At 36.7% G+C, this 17,851-nt stretch carries 11 protein-coding genes; 4 read left to right on the plus strand and 7 right to left on the minus strand.

The window, feature by feature from the left end:
* The coding region (locus tag AOC35_RS07250) for a hypothetical protein (protein WP_159077516.1) at positions 1–864 on the minus strand (864 nt) is incomplete at its 3' end.
* Positions 865–903: 39 nt separating this feature from the next.
* On the opposite strand from AOC35_RS07250, the gene AOC35_RS07255 reads away from it, so the two are divergent.
* Complete coding sequence (locus AOC35_RS07255) at positions 904–2,892, plus strand: hypothetical protein (RefSeq protein ID WP_159077517.1); 1,989 nt, start codon at positions 904–906, stop codon at positions 2,890–2,892.
* A gap of 42 nt (positions 2,893–2,934) precedes the next feature.
* Here AOC35_RS07255 and AOC35_RS07260 read toward each other — a convergent pair whose 3' ends face one another.
* Positions 2,935–3,933 carry a ligand-gated ion channel gene (locus tag AOC35_RS07260; protein ID WP_108646453.1) on the minus strand — a complete coding sequence of 333 codons (999 nt, stop codon included), beginning with the start codon at positions 3,931–3,933 and terminating at the stop codon, positions 2,935–2,937.
* A gap of 214 nt (positions 3,934–4,147) precedes the next feature.
* On the opposite strand from AOC35_RS07260, the gene AOC35_RS07265 reads away from it, so the two are divergent.
* Both AOC35_RS07265 and AOC35_RS07270 read left to right on the plus strand, forming a co-directional pair.
* Complete coding sequence (locus tag AOC35_RS07265) at positions 4,148–4,681, plus strand: TPM domain-containing protein (RefSeq protein WP_159077518.1); 534 nt, start codon at positions 4,148–4,150, stop codon at positions 4,679–4,681.
* A gap of 35 nt (positions 4,682–4,716) precedes the next feature.
* Complete coding sequence (locus tag AOC35_RS07270; protein ID WP_108646455.1) at positions 4,717–7,617, plus strand: tetratricopeptide repeat protein; 2,901 nt, start codon at positions 4,717–4,719, stop codon at positions 7,615–7,617.
* A gap of 434 nt (positions 7,618–8,051) precedes the next feature.
* On the opposite strand, the gene AOC35_RS07280 is transcribed toward AOC35_RS07270, so the two are convergent.
* From AOC35_RS07280 to AOC35_RS07295, 4 genes are all read right to left on the minus strand, one after another.
* Positions 8,052–8,615: a hypothetical protein gene (locus AOC35_RS07280; RefSeq protein ID WP_108646457.1), complete on the minus strand. Its 564-nt coding sequence runs from the start codon at positions 8,613–8,615 to the stop codon at positions 8,052–8,054.
* A gap of 300 nt (positions 8,616–8,915) precedes the next feature.
* The gene (locus tag AOC35_RS07285) at positions 8,916–10,742 is read right to left on the minus strand and encodes a hypothetical protein (RefSeq protein ID WP_108646458.1); all 1,827 of its coding nucleotides are present in this window, start codon (positions 10,740–10,742) and stop codon (positions 8,916–8,918) included.
* Positions 10,743–11,476: 734 nt separating this feature from the next.
* Entirely contained in the window at positions 11,477–12,316 is an 840-nt protein-coding gene (locus tag AOC35_RS07290; RefSeq protein ID WP_108646459.1) for an SIR2 family NAD-dependent protein deacylase, read from the minus strand.
* Between the two features lie 31 nt (positions 12,317–12,347).
* A complete protein-coding gene (locus AOC35_RS07295; protein WP_108646460.1) occupies positions 12,348–12,788 on the minus strand; it encodes a hypothetical protein in 441 nt (146 codons plus the stop codon).
* Between the two features lie 448 nt (positions 12,789–13,236).
* Between AOC35_RS07295 and AOC35_RS07300 the strand changes: the two genes are divergently transcribed.
* Positions 13,237–14,444 (plus strand): IS3 family transposase gene (locus AOC35_RS07300; protein ID WP_425440622.1). Its coding sequence is split into 2 segments (ribosomal slippage): positions 13,237–13,546 and positions 13,546–14,444, totalling 1,209 coding nucleotides; the frame shifts between segments, so codons are not numbered across the junction.
* A 185-nt stretch (positions 14,445–14,629) separates the two neighbouring features.
* Here the strand turns inward: AOC35_RS07300 and AOC35_RS07305 are convergent.
* Positions 14,630–17,815, minus strand: a complete 3,186-nt coding sequence (locus AOC35_RS07305) for a tetratricopeptide repeat protein (protein ID WP_108646462.1) — start codon at positions 17,813–17,815, stop codon at positions 14,630–14,632.
* Positions 17,816–17,851: the final 36 nt, after the last annotated feature.

Consider the following 17,851-nt stretch of genomic DNA (forward strand, 5'->3'; position numbering starts at 1 on the left):
GGTTGGGGTTGGGGTTGGGGTTGGGGTTGGGGTTGAAGAATCCTTTTTAGAATCGCTCTGAATTACCGCATCAGGCTTTAAGTTTCCATCAGTCAGACTATTTTCTACTCCCCTATTTACTTCATTGTCAATACCCTTATTTCTCACAATATCTAAATTAGCCAATGGGTCAGCTAACTCTTCGGGTTCTTTGGGAATCTCAGGCTGCATTAGCCTACCAAAAAGTGTTCCGTAAATCTTCCCAAAATAATGACTTTTTGGATCTCGTGCATCATAACTACTAATAATTTTCCAATAATGTAAGCGAACATCTTTTAAATTAAGCCTTAAAGCCTTATTAGAACCAACAAATACTTCTAAATCATTAATAATTTCAAATTGCTTAGGTTTGATCTCGCCATTCTGTCTAAGCTGAGGGTGATTGACCCTTTTTACATTCGTTAACTTAGATTGATAGATTGCTAAAGTATTTTCTTTAGATGATGTTATTGATGAGTCATTTTTTTCTTCAAAAAACCCCTCAAAGTTACCCGTTAACCAAGTACCCTCTTTTTGTTCATCATTGTAATCAGAGGCCCAAGTGCCATCTTCCTCGCAATACCAATCTAAATCATCTTGACCACAAAATTTACATTTTTTGTAAATCATAGGAAAAAATTCTTCTGAAAAGTTCTTAAAGCAAGAACTACAAGTGAGGTGTGATGGGCCAAACTCAATACTTAATTCAGAATGGTTAGTCCTAATAGCCTCTTTTTGAGCAAATGTTTTAACAGCACCACAAGATTCACAAATGCGAGGAGGAAATAATGCCTTTTCAGAACAGTGGCGACATGCAAGAGTATATTTTTTGTAATTCATTAACATGAGGCAATTCTAATTTTAAGGTAATATATTTTTATATTCTTGATTAATATACTAACAAATTATTTTGAATGGTTAAGCATGAAATCAAAAAATTGGGAAAACCAACGACATCTTGTGCCTATTACCTTTGGAATTACAGGTCATCGATATATTTTAGAAGAAGACCTAACACGTGCTACTGAAGCTATATCAAAAACGATTAGGCACTACCGAAGTAGATTTCCACTCTCACCATTTGTTTTTATCAGCCCTTTGGCGCAAGGAGCAGATACTGCTGCAGCCAAAGTTGCTTTAGAGGCAGATAACAATCTTTTCTTGCAAGTTGTCTTGCCATTTTCTGAGGCCGATTACCTAACTTCGATTGAGCTTGATCAACAATATCTTTTTCATCAATTAAAAAATCACCATAAAACAATTGGTGTAATTACACTTAATGAGGAAAAGCTTTTAACTGAAAATGAGCAAAATCAGGCGTATTTAGAAGTTGGCGAATATGTTGCCCTAAACTCACATTTACTTTTCGCCTTAACTAATGACAATAAAGAACTCCCTAAAAAGGGTGGTACCCAAGAAATTATTAATTATCGCAAACGAGGGTGTACCAATCTCCTTGATACCAAATCTTCCAATGTGCGAAGCTCTGAACAAGGCATCCTATATCTAATCAAAGTTCGAAAATCTACTGAGAAGGCTCTACCTGTTTTTACAAAGGAAGATGACGAAGTCTTCATAACCCCAACAATTCAAGAATACAGCCGTGGACAGGGCGATGAGGCAAGGTATGCAGTTGGATTTTATGAAACTAAATCACCTTCTTGGTTTAAAAAACAAAGTTATAAATGGCAGGGTAAAAGTTTAGAAAAAGATGAAATAGCGGCTAACATTGAAGAGCTCAATGAGAATTGTGAAAAACAACTCAAAGAAGATCCTGCGGCGGTCAGCCAAGAAAAATATCTGACGGGCATGATGTTTAAACTCACTGACGCCCTAGCCATTAAATATCAAGGAAATTATTCATTTAATGTCAGCCTAATTTTTCGTTTTGCAATACTTGCGGTTTGCTTGGAAGGTTTTGAAGGGTGGATTGAAGAATCCGGTATTTACGAATTATTTCCACTTTTAAAACATTTTTTGAAACTTATTTTTCCGACCATTGTTTTTGTTTGTTGGCGCTTAAATCTACGAGCTAAAAATAAAGAACTTTACGAAAGTTATCGAGCAATTTGCGAAGCATTAAGAACACAATCTTTTTGGATAAGAACTGGCATTAAGGACGTGCCTGCCGATTTCTTTCTTGTTACTGCAATAGGTAAAGCCACCTGGGTAAGGCGGGTAATCAGAACTATCTGGGCCATTGACTTTAAACATAAAAAAGATTGGGAAATAAATCCAGAAGGCGTTCATTTTCGATTGAACAATCCAACTTCACATTCAGAAAAAATATCTAATCAATTAGATCAACTTGAAATTGAGTGGATTGATAAACAAACATCCTACTTTAAAGATAAAAAATTAGAAGAAGTAGATAACTTTATTCAATGCATACAGGCATATATGAAGGGTCCAATTAAGAGTTCCGTCATTCAATTAGACCTTTTTGAAGGCTTACAAAAAATATTTTTATATTCATTTGTAATTTTGTTTATTCTTACAAATTATCCTGTTGCACAATTTATGAATGTTGTTGGTGAATTTGAAAAGGTTGTCGAAGGTTGTAAGTTGTCATTTCTTTTAATCGGAGGTTTGATTAGTCTTTATATTCGGACTAAATTATTTAGGCAAGAGGTAAGCAAATATCGCATGTCTTTCACGATGTTTAAGCATGCAAAATCAAGTTATGAGCAAATTAAAGATATTGAACTTCTTTCAAAAAATAACCCTACTTCTGATTTTGCACTTAAACCAAAAGAAATCATTATTAAGAAGCAAAATGTATACCGAAATTTAGGTATCTCAGCTCTTGATGAAGGATCCATTTGGTATATTTCCAATTCCGAAATGGAGTTAGAAAACCCAACTGGAGGTTAAGTATATTTCATGAATTACGTTGTTAGTTACTCTATGAACTATCTATGTCAGTAAAAAATAGCCCACCGTCATCACCACACAAATAATGGCTAAAAGAATCCCTGTGAAATTGATTTTCTCCATTTTTTGCTCTAGAGCATCATCCTTTAAATCTCGATGACAATGAATGGCATAAAAAGTGAGCGCACTATACCAGCTCGCCATAAAGATAGTCAGCAAGACAATTTTTTCTACCAATGAAAAACCATTAGAGTCAGGTAATTTATCCGCAATCACAAAATGCACTGCAATCGCAGCAAATAAAGCAGTAATACCTAAATTAACTCTATCAGTATCATTCTCAGTAATCCTCATAAATTTACCAAAATATAAAATAATTAAAATCAAAAAAGGGGTGAAGATGTACTTAACAGTTGAAAATGTATTTTCGTGTTGGATTTCAATTCCATATTCAAATCTACTTGAAACGGTGGAGAACTCATCCTCCTCGGAAGTGTTACCAAAATTAGTGTCAAACTGATAATTAGTAACAAAATAATTTATCCCATTGATTTTCCAACCAGATATTGGATAGTTAATATTTTTAGACATATTCCGAATATCAACTTCGTAGGTTAAGACATCTGTTTCATCTCGATCTTCTTCAATTTGAATTTTGAGGTTTTGATGATCAAATGGATAGTTTCTTATATCCCAGACATCAGTGAAAGTAGCAGATACATTTACTACCGCAAAATTCACTAATTTCTGAGTTAATTGGTCAGTAATTTTTCCTTCCCAAACAAGGTCTAAGCCATCAAGTTTTCCATTACGAACCTTAAAACTTTTCTGAGGCATGATGTTGTCATCTTCCCATCTAAACCACAATGTAAAGTCAACTGAATACTTCTGATCCTTAAAGCTGATATCGTAAATACGCTTTGGATAAAGTCCTATTTTGACATTCGGTTTTTCGAGAGGAATAGTCTTTGCGTTTACCGAAATAAAAGAAAGTAATAAAGCACTACAAATTAAAAAAACAAGGTGTTTAGTTAGTTTCATCGATACGTTACTTCCTAATCTTAATTATTTAGGGGTTAATATTAATATTTATTAACTTTAGTATGGTTGCAAATTAGATTAATATATTATTGTGCACATTAAATTACTTTTCTTTGTTTTTTTCACATTAATCACGTTAGTGGTTAATTGTACGCAGCTATTTATTAACAAGGTCTTCACCAATCAAAAGAACTTCATTGTTGGTGAGGCTTTTTTGTTTAATAATCATCTTAAAAATAATGTCAACTCAATTATTCAAGTTGGGAATAATTCGCAAATCACAAATAAAGTAATTGCAGTACCCCGACTAACAAGAATAGTTACTGACTTAACGGCTACCCTAAATTCAAATCAAATCCTTGATCTTGAAAGTAAGTTAGAGAATTTACAAAATTTTAATGGTGTCCAATTTGCAATCCTTCTCATTCCAAGCACTGGCCCAGAAACAATTGATCAATTCTCTATGCGAGTTGTGAAAGAGTGGAAATTAGGTAGAAAAGGCATCAATGATGGAGTACTTTTTCTTGTTGCGAAGGATGACCACAAGATGAGAATTGAGGTGGGTTATGGACTTGAAGCTAAATTAACAAATGAAGTCTGCTCACTTATTATTCAAACAGCAATACCTAATTTTAAAAATAATGATATTTTCGGAGGCATTTTAATTGTTGTAAAAAATATCATTTCAGTTGTTACTAATAGTCGTTTAAAAAGTTCTCAGGAAGTTAATTCAAAGTTGCTTATTTAATTAAAGAAATCATCAACTAATTATTCTTCATCCTTATGTTTCTTCGTCCCTGCCCAAATTGTATAAAAGTAACTGAATTCATTTTTTTAAAAAAACGTAATCTCTATATTTGTCCGGAGTGTGAAGAAGAATTTGAGTCTTTACCCATCACAATAATTGAGCCTCAAACAATATTCTTAAGTTATGCTCACAAAAGTGAACGTAAAGAGGACTATGACATCAGTGAGGAATTGGTCTGGCTTATCAAAAAAGAACTTGATAAGGACGGTCACACAGTTTGGATTGATCAAGAAGGCATTCGATCTGGAACACAGTGGCGTGAGCACATTACAAGCGCAATCCTCTGTCATAACCATTTTTTGTCATTTTTATCCAAAAGATCAGTGCGTGAGCCTGGGGTTTGTCTTAATGAAATAGCAATTGCTTTAGGAAACGGTAAGCAAATCCAAACACTTCTGACAGAAAGCGAAGGCTCAGTATTCCAACCCCTAACGATTAGCCATATTCAGTGGCATGAATTTCAGGATTGGAAAGCCATCAAAGATGGACTTCAAACAGGTCCCAATGGTGAAAACTGGGAGACTTGGTTTGGACAAAGAATGCAACACATTCGAGAGAATCTCTCTGATATTGAGAAAATCAAAGTTGCTGGAGATCTTCAACGCCTTAAAGATATCCTAGAACCTAAATCCTTTGAAGCAGAAATCATCGCAAAGATTGAGGGTTTTTATGGTCGTCGCTGGCTTTTTGAAGAATGTAACCACTGGCTCAATCATTCAAAAAATCGTCTTTTTTGGCTTAAAGGCTCTCCAGGCATCGGTAAAAGTGCCTTCGCTGCAAAATTAGTCCACCAATCAAACTCTGCCATCATTGGTTTTTTTAAGTGTGAGTTTCAAGGAAATAAATCTCCAGAGGTATCTGCTAGTGAATGTATCCGTACCCTCGCCTACCAATTAGCCACTCGTCTACCGGATTATCGTTTAAAGCTCCTCTACCAACAATTAATCGATAAAGAAAAAATTGAAAAGAAAAGTTCAGATGATCTCTTCACCTTTTTAATTACAGAACCACTCAATGTTCTTGGTAAGATACCTGAGGCTACAAGACTAGCAATCGTGATTGATGCTCTGGATGAGGCTGGTCGAAATGACGGCACAAATGCTCTAGCTGACCTGATGTACAAGCATGTAGATAACTTACCTCCATGGCTAGGAATTATCTTTACATCAAGACCAGAGCCCTATCTTGAACAACAATTTAATAGGTTTGAAGCTACTCTGATTGAAGGCGGAACTGACAAAAATTTGCAAGACATAAAAGATTACCTGCAAGAACAATTAGACCCCCTGATTTTAGAACCCAAACGTTCCGAAATCATTCAACAAATTATTGAAAAAAGTGGCGGAATTTTTCTGTATCTTAAATTAATAGAAAAGGACCCAGGTCTCAGCTTTTCAAGTCCAGATGGATTACCCAATGGCATTGATGATATCTTCATGCGCGATTTCAAACGCTACTTTCCAAATCAAGAAGATTATGGTCGATATGTGGAACCCTTTTTACGTCTGATGGCTGCAGCACCAGGTCCTCTTCCACCTGATTTAGCGCACCAAGTTTTAGGTTGGACCTTCAGGGAGATTTCCACTCGAGTCACTCAGCCACTTGGAAGCTTGATCCAAGACAAAAAAGGCTACGTTTTTTTCCATAAGTCAATATCAGATTGGTTACAAGATTCAAAAAGGAGTGGTCCTTACTTGGTGGAAACGAGTGGTGCAGCAAATCTTGGAAACTTCCTTTTGGCTGAATATGAAAATATCAAAAATACCCGTTGGATTGATTTAATTCTGAACTGGCTTCCTGCCCTTATTCAGTTCACATCTACTTGGAATAACTCCTCCAAATTAAGTGAGGTTGGTATCCTTTTTGAAAAAAAACTAAAGTACTCCACAGCACTAGATTTCTGTAGAAGAGAACTAGTTTTGATTGAAAATGCAAGTGGTCAAGGGGATGAATTCATTGATGCGCTTGAAAAAAGTGCTCGCTTATTGATGGATTTAGCAAACTACAAAGAATGTGAAGTTATCTTAAAAAATGTTATTTCTCTCAAAATTGAGTCTAATAATTTATATTCTATGGGACTCCTGAGGTCAAAGGCGCTCTTAGCAGATCTTTATCATAAGATTGCTTTTTTAGATCAAGCGGAGATAATTTACAGGGAATGTATCAAGGAATATGAGAAGGATATTCAAGTATCAAATGACATATCTTCTGAAATAAATTTAGATTTAGCAAATACGCTAGTAGGATTAGGCTCTGTATTGACTTACAAAGGCGAACTCGAAGAAGCTGAAAAGTATATTCGGTACTCATTGAAAATTTACCAGGAAGTTCTTGGGGACAATGCCCCAAATACAGCTTCAAGCTTTAATCATTTAGCAATATTACTCAATGATTTACTGCGATTTGATGAGGCGGAGATCTACTGTTTAAAAGCCTTAAAGTTTTTTAAAGAAAATGTTGGGGAGGAACATCCAAGTTATCTCAGACAGTTAAATAACTATGCGGCTATTTTGAGTCAAATGAATCAACAAGAAGAGGCTTTTCATTTTTTTAAGCAGGTCTTAGAAACTCGTATCAAAATACTTGGTGACTCCCATCCAGATACTGCACAAAGTTTTCAAAATATTGCCAATATGTATTCTTTGTTTGGTGATTATGAAATTGCTGAAACATTCTACCAAAAAGCCTTGAAAATAAGAGTCCGTCTTTTTGACGAAGAAAACTATCGCACAAACAGTACGATGTATCGTCTTGCTAATTTATATGAAAATATAAATCAACAAGATAAGGCGAATGAACTTTACAATTTAGTTAAAAGTAGAAAATCGCTCATCATTGGAGTCAATTTTCCTCTCTATAATTTCGATTTGGATTAATACAGTTGATAAAGACATACAACTTCAGAGCTCAATGTTGGTTTTTAAACTAAAAGCTATTCTTAAATGGCATAGAACCTTTCCTAGCAACTTTAGTAGACTGATTCTGATAACCGCAACTTTGGTAATCCCCCCATTAATTGGCTTGGACTTAAGCATACTGCTTCTCTTCAAATTAAAAATAAAATTGATGATTAAAAAACACCTAAAGTACTTCTATGAAAAATTAACCCAACAAACTAGAGTTAGACTAAAGTCTTAAAATTCCAGATCATCATTAGAAGATGAAATGAACCTCATTCAGGTAAAAGATCATTTTTTTTCAAGAAGTAGAAATGGGACTTTTATGCGTATGCAACATGAGGTTTTAGATATTCACTTTACTTACCTTGAATCTTTTAAACCTTCCTTTAGGGCAAGATCAAAGACTACTTTTAAAAATCGATAAGCTGTATTATTTCAGAGGCTAAAAATATGTTGTGATTTGGAACATTATTTCTGATGAAATCAGATTGAGCAAAAAACAACTCTGATTGAGCTTTGGATATTTTAATATTTAAACATTTCAGATTTCTCTGGAAATCTTGTTGGCTTAATTCACCTTTTAGAAATAATGATTTTTGAGAAGACTTATAAGTTTTTAACTCTAATTTAGACTGAATAATTTTTTCTTCTAAATCTAATAATTTAGGTTTAATTTTTTTAAATTTAAACTTTATTTTTTCTATTTCGTTGAAAAATTGTTTTGCTTTATTAAAGTTAATATAAACATAATTTTGATTTTGATCATCCATTGTCCATTTATTGGATTGCCGTTCAATCTCTAAACGCTTATTAAACAAATCAATCGCAAAATAAGGTGGATCAAAGACTATAATACTAATATTAAATGGCATTTCATATAAAATCTTGAAAGTTTTAGTACCTCGGTAAATTTTTGCCACTATTTCGACTGAGTCAATTTTTAGCGAGATTTTACTTTCGTCTAAGTTTGTCATTTTTTAACTCATATATTCTTATCAAATTTAAAATCGACTAATCCGATAAACCTTAATCCCTAGGAGTTCGATTTAAGTAAAAGATGCTAAGGCACAAATGCGGAATAATTCAAGTATTTGAAATAATTATCCTGATTTTTAAAAGTTCATCTTTAATGTACCCTAACCATTTATTCATCTAGAGGTACTAAATAGAATTAATATCCCTTCACAATAGCGTTGTCATTTCAAGAATCGTGTGCCCAATATTCATGAATTCATATAATAAAAACAAATCTACAATGATTTAATAAATAAGTCCTACTGTTTATGAACTTTAAGGTTATATCTTAAGCATATTTGTGATAACTCGTCCTGGTCGACAATAGGATCACTCATTAACCGAGAGGCAATCTCGTCAAGAACATTTCTATGGTTATTCAGTTTTTCCCTCACGACTCGATACTCCTGAGCCAAAAAATCTCTTGTAAGTTTCTCAACATGGGCTGATTGTGAAGGTGTCATCATAATATCAGTCGTAACAGACAAGTTTACCTCAGCTTGATTAGGTAAATGCATTTCAGAAGAAAAGCCACAGGATGCAAACATGCTCAGACAACAATTGGTAGCGTTTGCTAAATCACTCCCGGCACCATCTGAAACCCCCTCTGGACCAGAGATAATTTCTTCAGCAACTCTACCTGCTAAAGCTACCCGTATTTGCTTACGGTAATCATCAAAGGTCCACTCATTTCCTTTTAGTAAGTAATAACCCGTGGACTGCACAGACACCCCAGCAAAGCCTGATGCGCCAGGTAGTATGGATGTGTAATCGGGTACATTAAATCCATCTGACTCCAATACCGAAATCAAAGAGTGCCCTGCCTCATGATAAGCAGTGTGTAATTTTATTTTTTTGTTTGGCTCTTGATTTAGTCCCTCGAAGACCATTTGATGGATTTCTAAATCCACTAAATCGAGGTATTCAAGCTTTCTATTTTCTTGGAAATGCCTTCTTTGCAAAGCCAAAGCAGTTAGGTCGATTCTCGGCTTTGCATATGAACGCAGTAAATGTCCTATCTTTCCATAGGAACTTGTTAAAGATGAACCACAAATATCTCTTCCTATTTTTTCAACAAACTCTTCACCTACTAGTTTGAAGGATTTTTCAGGCAAGGACATCAATAAATCAAATGCACCAATTTCTTGTAAGTCCTGCAAGATATCATCCTGACTTCTGGTAGCTGTTATGAAGATTACAGGCTCTTTTATTGAAAAGTCCGCAACATACTTCTTGATACGTTTCTGAATCTCTTTGTATTTTTTGGTTTCCTCTTCCGTTTCATGCTCAAATTCTCTGATATCTCGACGCCATCTACCTGGTTGTAAATATACTATTAACGGAGCATATTTTTTAAGCTCACTCAAACTGGGTAATAAAAGTGTATTTTTGTTTTCCACAATCATACAATTCATTTTGCTATGTTTTGCAATGGTTCGAATGACATCTGTTGTGAAATCGACTGGATCTCCGTTAATGATAACCGCCGCCTTACCAATCAAATTCCATCGTTCAAGGGTCGCATCTTTTTTATAAGCATTTTCTAAATTTTCAGACCATTGCTTAAGTCTTTGATGTCCTTCTATTTGACTCCAATTATAGGTTGTTGAAAGGTCTTCCAATTCAACTGGTTGAGCCTCACCAACAATGAGCTTCATCTCCTGGTAGTTTTTTTGAATACAATCACCTGCAAATGAAACCATATTGGACAGCATTCTGAGATTAAATATGCCCCCCCCCTCCACATCAACCGCATACTTGAATTGAAAACGCTCACCTGTCTCAACAGCTAATCTACCCATCACTAGTTCATTATTGATACGATTAACAAATTCCAAAGCAGCTTGTATTTTCGAATCTTCCACAACCAAATCGGTATATAAAAAAACAGTAACTAAAGACATTATTTCTTCTACTTCAATAAATAGCTGACACATATGGTCATCCACTTCATAGTTTGTGGAAAGTCTAGAAGTTTTCTTCTCTTCATTGAATTCTATCGTCTCTTTACAGTCAACTTCTTGGCACCACTCCTCAACAAATGAAGTCAACAAGAATGTTCCTTTGGTATGTTCAGTTTTAGTCATGTTTAGTTTATTGTTGCTATTAAAATTGGAATTCTACTTTTAGTTTTAGGTGTAATTTCTAAATTGCTAGTCTCGCCATTAATAACAGAATTCAAAAGTAAAGTAAGTTAAGTAGCCATGACCAGTCGCTATTTCGGGTTAAAACCAATCAATGCTAAGTTTGGACCTTGATGATTATATTTATCCATTGTGTTGCAAAGTATCCCTTTGGTCAATACCTCTTGTAATCCGAATGATATTGATAAACCCATGCTTGATTTATTTTTTTTAGTAAGTTGTTTTGCGTAAGAATAGCAGAAAATATTACACTCATGGTCGTCAATAGACCACACGGTAACGATTTTTTTGTTAAGCCATATCACCCTACCTTACTAAGCTTAAACTAATGGTTTACTTTTAGGGGGTATTACTGTCGAGGCTAGATTTCCAGAATACTAACCATGTCATAGTATGGACTACTTGCTCTTGCAAGCCCTCCTGCAGGCATTATTCTAAAAATCAATCGTGCTACGAATGGATGTTTGCAAGACTTCTCTATCAAAGATCAGTTCCTAAAGGTAGGTTCTGAACTAATTGGTGATATTACAGTGGGACTTATTAGCTGTTCAAAAAACATATTCAATCCGAACTAGACAAAACACTTCATTTGTTTAATCAACAAAAAGTGGTGCAACTATAGTATGGAATTTCCTGGTTACAATTGTACTGGGTAAAAAATTACTTTTTTGTGCATTTTAGAAATTTAAATCTAGCTCCTGAGCAATTGCAATTAATGCATCTTTAGCTCCCATCGATATGGAAACTCCTACATTCACTTTTGACAAAACATCATCCCGTGGATTGATCCGAATTAAAGGAGATTCTTGACGCTCACTAAAATATCTGATTGAAGGAATATCAATACCAGCACCTAATTCGATCACAACAGGTCGTTTCACGACCTTGCGCCACATATTCCAATTAGACTCTTGCTCTAAAAAATGGCCCTCTAACCATTCTGAATCCCTGAACATTAAAATATTAGGCCTGGCAATTGATTGACAATGAGAACATGCCGGTAAAGGGCCTAACCATTGGCAACTAGACTCATCTACTTCTGGATTCAAGCCTGCAGCTGACCAAATATCTTCTTTACATGGCTCAATACACTGGCACAAATGTATTGAGCCATGGATTTCTAAAATACCCTTTTCTGAGAAACCAGCTTTTTGAAACTGACCATCCACGTTACTAGTCACAACAAAAGTACCACCAGATAAAGTTTCTCCCAAAGTCTTTAAAATTCTAAAGCCTACATGGGGTATAGTCTCGCGATAAAGCGCTAAACGATGTCCATAAAATCCCCACGCTAAATTAGGGTTTTTTCGAAATGATTGAGGATTAGCCATTGACATGAAGTCGATTTGTTTATTAGCCAAAGCCGGATAGGCCTGCCAAAATCCTTGATTTCCTCGGAAGTCTGGTAATCCGGAGTCAACTCCAATACCAGCACCAGCGGTAATGATTAATCCGTCAGCATCCGAAATCATAAGTGCGGCACGCTTAATTGATTGTTGATTTGTATGCTTAATCATGTCCCACACCTACCTTACTTTGTTGAATATTTTAAAACTCATCCCAATCAGAGTTCTTTTTATTACGCATTGCCAACTCCAAAGAGCACACCCAAAATTTAACATCAGGTAAACGCTGTTTTATATCCGGATTCTCAAGAAACCATTCCAAATCTCGATAAGCGGCTAAGTTTTGATCATATGGCAGGTCCACATAAATATCACCTTGGTATGGCATCATTACATTACGATTGGCAAGGGGCCCAGTAAGCTCCCAGTCAATACGATGCTCGTCTAACCAAGCAATTACTCGTTCTCTAGATTGCTGATTGATTTTTCTTTTTTTGAACTTGATATTTTGCTCAAAGCTTGTTGCAGATTGTTCATTATTTTCTGAAAGCAAACTATCTTCTGATTCAAGAAAGGATATCCACAGAACATCTCGTTGTTTTTTTCTTGCAATTACATCAATGTTTTCTATTAGCAAAGGCATCTATTATTCCCATTTAAAAATTCATTTTAGTGAAAAAAAACGATAAAAACTATTATGAGAAGGTAATCCCCCCGCAGGCTAACTGGATTTAGAAGTAGAATTTTCTCATTGAGAGGAGTTCTTCACCTCAAACTTCGTCAAGAACATTTTAATTTATACGAGTAAGTTATAAAGGGTTCTTACTGTGAGTTGCGTACTGAACTGATAAAGCTCTGGAGTCTCTTTAAAAGTACAAAATACTTAATCTAGTTAGTTATTGCTGGGGCATGGCTTACTTGCTTACTAAATCCAGCGTGATTACAGGACTTCAAGACTCTTAAAACACTTTGGTTTATCCGCTCATTTTTTAACTTCACGGCTGTAATAGCCCCTATTTCAACCGAACATAGTTTTTAAAGTAAACGACTAGGCGTAAGCCTAGTCATATGACTATGTTTAAGGAAAGAAAATGGAAACAATTCATGTTGTAACGGAAGTCCAGAGAAGAAGGCGTTTTTCAGTAGAACAAAAGATTCGTTGTGTGCAAGAAACCAACCAACCAGGCATTTCAGTCTCGCATATTGCACGAAAGTATGGTATTTCTCCTAGTCTGTTATTTCTTTGGAGAAATCGTATGGCTGAAGGCGGAAAAAAAGCGATTGCGGTAGATGATGAGGTAGTAGCTGCTGCTGAAGTGAAGGAACTGAAGCAGCGTATTCGTGAATTAGAAAGAGTATTGGGTAAAAAAACCTTAGAGAATGAGATCTTGAAGGATGCCGTAGATTTGGCTCGCCAAAAAAAACTGATCTCGCAGTTGCCCTCGTTGCCCGAGGACGACACTCTATGAAAATGATTGCACAAACACTCGGCATATCTAGATCGCATTTAAGCCAAAGGATGAAAGAGACTCCTAAGGCACGCAGTAACTATCAAATGACGAGCGATGCGGAGGTGTTGCCTCAAATCCGTACTTTAGTCGATCAAAGGCCGACTTATGGTTATCGTCGGATTGGAGCTTTACTCAACCGCCTCCGTAAAAGTTCAGGATTACCCGTTTTTAATCATAAAAAAGTCTATCGACTCATGAAGCAAAACAATCTGTTATTAACCAGACACACGGGCAAACCGATGCCCGAGAGGATCCACGAGGGGAAAGTAATTACCTTACGATCCAACTCACGTTGGTGTTCGGATGGCTTTGAGATTCGTTGTTGGAACCAAGAAGTGGTTCGGGTTACATTTGTATTGGATACCTGTGATCGAGAAGTCATTGCATGGGAAGCAACGACAGGAGGCTTTACGGGTGAGACCATTCGAAACTTAATGTTGATGAGTGTAGAACAGCGTTTTGGTCAATATCAAACACCACATCCGGTGCAGTGGTTAACGGATAACGGCTCTGCTTATACAGCGAAAGAAACGATGGAGTTTGGTAAACAACTGGGTTTAATCTTGTGTTTTACGCCAGTCAGAAGCCCTCAATCGAATGGCATGGCAGAAGCATTTGTTAAAACGTTTAAGCGGGATTATGCTTATATTAATGATCGTCCGGATGCAACAACAGTGATTGGATGTCTCAATGACTGGTTTAATGATTACAATGAAAATCATCCTCACAAAGGATTAAAACTGAAATCTCCGAGAGAATTTATTCGGGAAGTAGCAGCGGCACTATGATCGGTTTTATAGGGGCAACTACAACGGCACTAGAACAGTCAATTAATAGTGACAGTCATCTTTTGAGTCAACTATTGCCATCCAAAATAGGAAATTTTAAGGGTTTAAGGGCTAGAATTGACCCGTAAGTTACAGTCAACTCAAGCATTAGACTTATCATGATCTCAAATGGCTACACTTCTAAATTAGATATAAGAATCTCGAACGAAGCACCTATTTTCAAGCAAAAAATCCAGCCCATTCTTCATTACTATCGTATTCGGATGATTTTCACCACAGACTGCGGCAACCTCATATATTAATCTTTGATACTCCAAGTCATTTTTTAAATCTAGATCTAGATTTTTGGCCACTACCGTACTTAGACTATATTGAGCCATAAGAGTTCTTGGGTGATTTTCACCCAAACTATTTTTACATGCCATGTATGATCTTGTATATAGACTTTCTGCCTCAGCATAAGCCCCCTTGGCCTTCAAAAGATTTGCTAAATTATTTAAAGCGAGAGCGGTATCTGCATGCATCTCTCCAAATATTGCCTCATATATTTTTAGTGAGTTTCTAAACAACATTTCTGCATCATCTAGAAACAAACGACTAAAAAGCAGGTTAGCAAGACTATTCATAGCGCCTGCTGTTTCCATATGATCTGGCCCAGATACTATTGTTCTAATTTCAAGCGCTCTCTTATAAAGGGATTCAGCCTCTTCGGTACACCCATTTAATTTAACAATTAGATTAGCTAAGTTTGTTATAACCATAGCAATACAGGGATGAATGTCTCCGTAACACTTTTCAAAAATTAATAGCGCTCGTTTATACATATCTTGTGCTTGATAATACTCACCTTGATCACTTGTTAGTATTCCCCAATTATTTAATGTTCTTGCTATTTTTGGGTGTTCTTGAGGTAATATTCGCTCATAGCTCTTTAATACTTTGGCATATAACGGAATGGCTTCAAGATACTTCCCAGAAGTCCAGGTAAGGGTCGCGATGCTATTGAGTACGTCAATGGTTTTTATATCATCCTCACCAAATACCCCTTTAAAAACATCATAGGTTTTATTTAAGGTTCCAAGTGCTTGGGTCAAGTTTCCTTGGGTCCAATAAAGCATTGCTAATCCATGAAGAGATTCACCAGCCTCATAATTATCGGCAAGATTTTTTACCCTACATATTTCTAGAGATCGTTTGAATAGTAGCTCCACCTCTGCATAATCGCCCTTATCTTTCAAACAGTTTGCAAGATTAATAAGAACTTCACAAAGATTGGGGGAGGATGTTCCGTAAACATTTTCAAGCGCCTGCAGAGACTGTCTATAAAATGACACAGCCTCTGAATATTTTGCTAATCTAGTACATGCAACCCCGTAATTTTTACAACTAATTGCATATGCCTTAGAAATCAAACCATCGGCAGACTCAGATAAGCTTAATTGTCTTTGAAGAACTTGAAACACCTCGACGAATCGAATATTTTTTTCTAAAAATTGTGCAAACTTTTGTAAAGACGATCTATCATCCCAGTATTCCGTGCTGAGTAATAAAGGAGGTAGCCAGCCCAATACTTGACTTTGCCACTTAGAGTTTTCAAATTTTTCAAATTCCCTCCACAAGAAATTGCCTAATTCTATGGCTCCAGTATCGTTAACCCGATAAAGACCGCTACGCTTTTGATCTTGCAACCAGTCCGAAATAGATTTATGGAAGAAAACAAGTCCTCCATTTTTCTCCTGCAACAGGCTGCCTAGTGGTTGAGTTACCTTAGTGGTGATATCGCGACTAGTCCAAGCTAGTAGGTCTTTTGCTAAATCTACTGGCAACGGGCCTAGCGCTACTGCCATCAGCCTTAAGAACGGCTCCGCTTCTTGTCCATATTCCTTGGGATTAGGGAAGTAGCGTTTAAAGTCACGCATGAAGACATCATCAATACCTTTAGGTAAGGTTTCAGGCTTGGCTAAATCTAAGGTTTTGTCTTTCTCAATGAGCTTGATGTACAAGAAGGTGCCACCACTTTTTTCGATCACTTGATCGATGATGGTGGTGCGTTGAGATTCTCCCATCGATGGATCAAGCTTCTTATTTAAGTAGTCTCTTAAGTCTTGTAGGTTTTGCTCTGTGCCACCCTCGATCGGAGTCGATTCAAACTTACCTAACTGCTGCTCTAAATAAGGCTCTGGCCTTGAGGTCACAATAATGCCTAGCCAAGGCGGCAACTTTTCGGCATGCTTATGAATCAGGTCGGCTAGCGCATTGGTACCATCATTGCGTCCTGCCTCATCTAGCGCATCAATCGCGAGTGCCAAGCGAGTTGCCTCTGGGATCTTGCCAGAAGTATTTAAGGGTTCGGTAATTAGATAAGTAAACAGGTCATCTGCCGTCTTCTTACAAATCTTGTCTTTATTGATTAACTGCTGGTAGAGTAGCTTAGTCCGGTAATCTGGCAAGCGAGCGGCCAGTTGATACGCCAAGGTTCGGATGCACTCACTAGCTGACTCTTCTGGTGATTTACTACCCTGAAACTCGCATTTAAAAAATCCAACGATGGCTGAGTTTGATTGATGCACTAGCTTTGCAACAAAAGAACTTTTGCCGATACCAGGACTCCCCTTGAGCCAAAAGAGCCGGTTAGTTGAGGTATTGAGCCATTGTTCACAAGCATCAAAAAGCCACTTACGGCCATAAAAACCTTCAATGCTTTTAATGATGTCAGCCTCAAAGGTTCTGGGTTCCAAGATATCTTTAAGACGCTGCAGATCGCCAGCCACCTTTTGATGCTGAGTATTAGACAGGTTCTCACGGATGAACGACATGTGTTTACCAAACCAGGCATCCCAACTTTCACCCTTAGGCCCAGTCTTTTGCCCATCTTTGATTACCTTCCAGTCGGCAAAATGATGCCACTGCAAATGGCTGATCGTTAAGGGTTGGCGAACTGCCTCCTCACTTTCAGTTAGCAAAGTTTGGATTTGGCGACCACTGCCTAAGGCAATGGCGATTTCATTCAAGCAAACGCCAGGGTCTCGTACCGATCGTTTAGAAAGGAAGGATAAAAAATGGGTATGACCCAAAATTGCACTTGTGATCAGATCTCGCCACTGTGCACCTGCCGTAATACCCTCTTGATCAATCCATACCCGATGACCATCTTTTTCCAACTCGTCTTTAATCAGCCAAACTAGCTCTTCTGATACGTCATAGTCTTCTTCCCGCTCACTTTTATGGGCGTAGCTTAAGAAAATAGTTTGGGGCTCGATTTGAGTAGCGGGAGGATTAAAGACCAGCTCACACTCAGAGCAATAAAACTGGCTACGCTTCTTACTAAAAGTCGCTAACTCAGAACATTGTGGGCATGAAGCAGTTGTCATTAAATAATTATTTTATTAATAGGGCTTGGTTCAGGC

Source organism: Polynucleobacter rarus (assembly GCF_003072505.1).
In the GTDB taxonomy this organism is placed as follows: domain Bacteria; phylum Pseudomonadota; class Gammaproteobacteria; order Burkholderiales; family Burkholderiaceae; genus Polynucleobacter; species Polynucleobacter rarus.